We start from the raw sequence: 2,118 nt of genomic DNA on the forward strand, positions 1-2,118 counted from the left end.
TCCGGGATGCGACCGACCTCGACGACCTTCCCCTGCTCCTTCGTGGCCCGGCCCTTGCCGCCCACCTCCGGCGGCGTCACCACGAGCACCCGGCCGCTGTCACGCTCGGTGACGACCGCTCGGCCGTCGGGCAGGAAGTCGAGACCCCACGGCGTCGCGAGTCCGCTCGCCACCGTCGCGACGACATCGGGCACGCCGTCGATGGTGAAGATGACCTCGCCGTCGACGACCGATCCGGTGGGCGCGGCGGTGGCCGTGCCCATGACGTCGACCTCGCTGACGTTGCCCTGCTGGCCGCAGCCGGCGGTCAGGAGAGCCAGTACGGCGAGGACGGCGGACGCGCGGACCGGGGCGAGGCGGGAGCGGGGGATCACGAGGTCTGTTCCAGGAAGTCCAGCAGCAGGCCGTGGACCCGCTCGGGCTGCTCCAGCTGGACGAAGTGCGAGCCGCGCAGCTCGACGTACGAGCTCTGTCGTCCGGCGCCGGCGAGCCGCTCGGAGGCGCTCGCCATGTCGCGGGCTCCGGCGAGGACGTCCCAACTGGCGGAGACGAACATGGTGGGCACCTCGATCCGGCTGAGCCGGACGCGGGGGTGGCGCGAGGTGCTGATGGCGAGATGGGCGTACCAGTCGACCGGCGTGGTGAGGAACTCCTGCAGTCCGATCGCGGTGGCCTCCGGGTCGGCGACCGGGAACATGAAGCCGGTGCGGCCCAGCAGCCGGACCACGCCGGCGTTCATGGGGATCCTGCGCGCGAGCGGGTTGACCGCCCAGCCGGCGTGCCGGGCGACCCGGCACGCGTTGACGGTGACGGCGCGGGCGACCAGACGCGGCAGGTGCAGCGGACCGAGCATGGTCGCGAAGGTGTCGCCGGGGACGCCGCACATCGCGAAGATCCCGCGCACCCGCTCGGGGTGGCGGTAGGTCAGCTCGAAGGCGGTGTTGACGCCCATCGACCACCCCATCAGCACGGCGCTGTCGATGCCGAAGTGGTCCATCACGGACAGGCCGTCGGCGACGAAGTGCTCGATCTCGACGTGCTTCGGGTCGGCCGGCCGCTCGGAGCCCCCGACGCCGCGGTGGTTCCACGACACCACGCGCACGCCGCAGTCGGGATCGAGCAGCCAGGGCCACAGGTAGGGGTTGGTGCCGAGACCGTTGCACAGGACGACGGTCGGACCGTCGATCTCGCCGTCGGGGTCGTTCGTCCACGCCCGGACATGGGTCCCGTCGTCGGACAGGATGTCGCGGAAGGCGATCGACGCGGACCGGACGCGCTGCTCGGGCCGGGGAGCGGAGGTCGACATGGCGCCGATTGTGCCGGACGCCCGCCCGCGGGCCGGGGACGTCAGGCGTGCAGCGAGACGGATTCGGTACGACGCGCCTCGGCTCGGGCGGCGAGGAAGGCCTCGACGTCCTCGCGCTCGGCGCGGCGCTGGGTGCACGCGGTGAGCGCGACCATCGCGTTGCGGCGGGCCCGCTGCTGGAGGGCGACGGACCAGGAGTCGGCGATGCGGATCAGCGGATCGGGCAGTGACAGATCGGGCAGGAACAGATCGGGCAGTGACATGGCGGTGTCGACTCCGAGTGGGGGATGGGGACGCCCCACGCTAGGAGCCGGAGCCGGGCCTCAGGTCACAGCGGGGTGACATCTGGGTGAACGGTCCGCCGGGTCGCGCGGGTGGCGCCCACGCTGGCGACGATCACGCACCCCATCGCCGCCCACTGCACCGCCGTGAGGGACTCGCCGACGACCAGCAGCCCGGCCATCGCCGCGGCGGCCGGCTCCAGGCTCATCAGCACACCGAAGGTCGCCGCCGGCAGCGTGCGCAGCGCGGCGAGCTCGGCGCTGTAGGGCACCACCGAGCTGAGCAGGCCGACCGCGGCGCCGAGGAGGAGCACCCGCTGGTCGGCGAGGTCGTCCAGGTCGACGCTCAGCAGGAGCGGGGTCAGCAGCGCGACCGCGACGAGGCTGGCCACGGCCAGGCCGTCGATGCCCTCCCAGCGGCGTCCGGTCGCCGCGCTGGAGAGGATGTAGCCGGCCCAGGCCGCCCCCGCGAGGACGGCGTACGCGACGCCGACGGGGTCCAGGTGCCCGCCCTCGAAGCCGAGCAGGAGG

The 2,118-nt window shown here is 73.3% G+C and carries 3 protein-coding genes and 1 pseudogene; all 4 read right to left on the minus strand.

All coding sequences use genetic code 11. The features are described from left to right. Window positions 1–374, minus strand: a pseudogene (locus FHP29_RS22010) (PQQ-dependent sugar dehydrogenase); the annotation flags it as partial. Then, complete coding sequence (locus FHP29_RS07230) at window positions 371–1,306, minus strand: alpha/beta fold hydrolase (protein ID WP_139622185.1); 936 nt, start codon at window positions 1,304–1,306, stop codon at window positions 371–373. The pseudogene FHP29_RS22010 and the gene FHP29_RS07230, both read right to left, overlap by 4 nt. A 41-nt stretch (window positions 1,307–1,347) precedes the next feature. Then, window positions 1,348–1,569 carry a hypothetical protein gene (locus tag FHP29_RS07235; RefSeq protein WP_139622186.1) on the minus strand — a complete coding sequence of 74 codons (222 nt, stop codon included), beginning with the start codon at window positions 1,567–1,569 and terminating at the stop codon, window positions 1,348–1,350. Window positions 1,570–1,634: 65 nt separating this feature from the next. Further along, window positions 1,635–2,118, minus strand: a 484-nt coding sequence (locus tag FHP29_RS22565; RefSeq protein ID WP_240044369.1) for an EamA family transporter, incomplete at its 5' end; no start/stop codon positions are given.

The organism is Nocardioides albidus (assembly GCF_006335005.1).
GTDB lineage: Bacteria > Actinomycetota > Actinomycetes > Propionibacteriales > Nocardioidaceae > Nocardioides > Nocardioides albidus.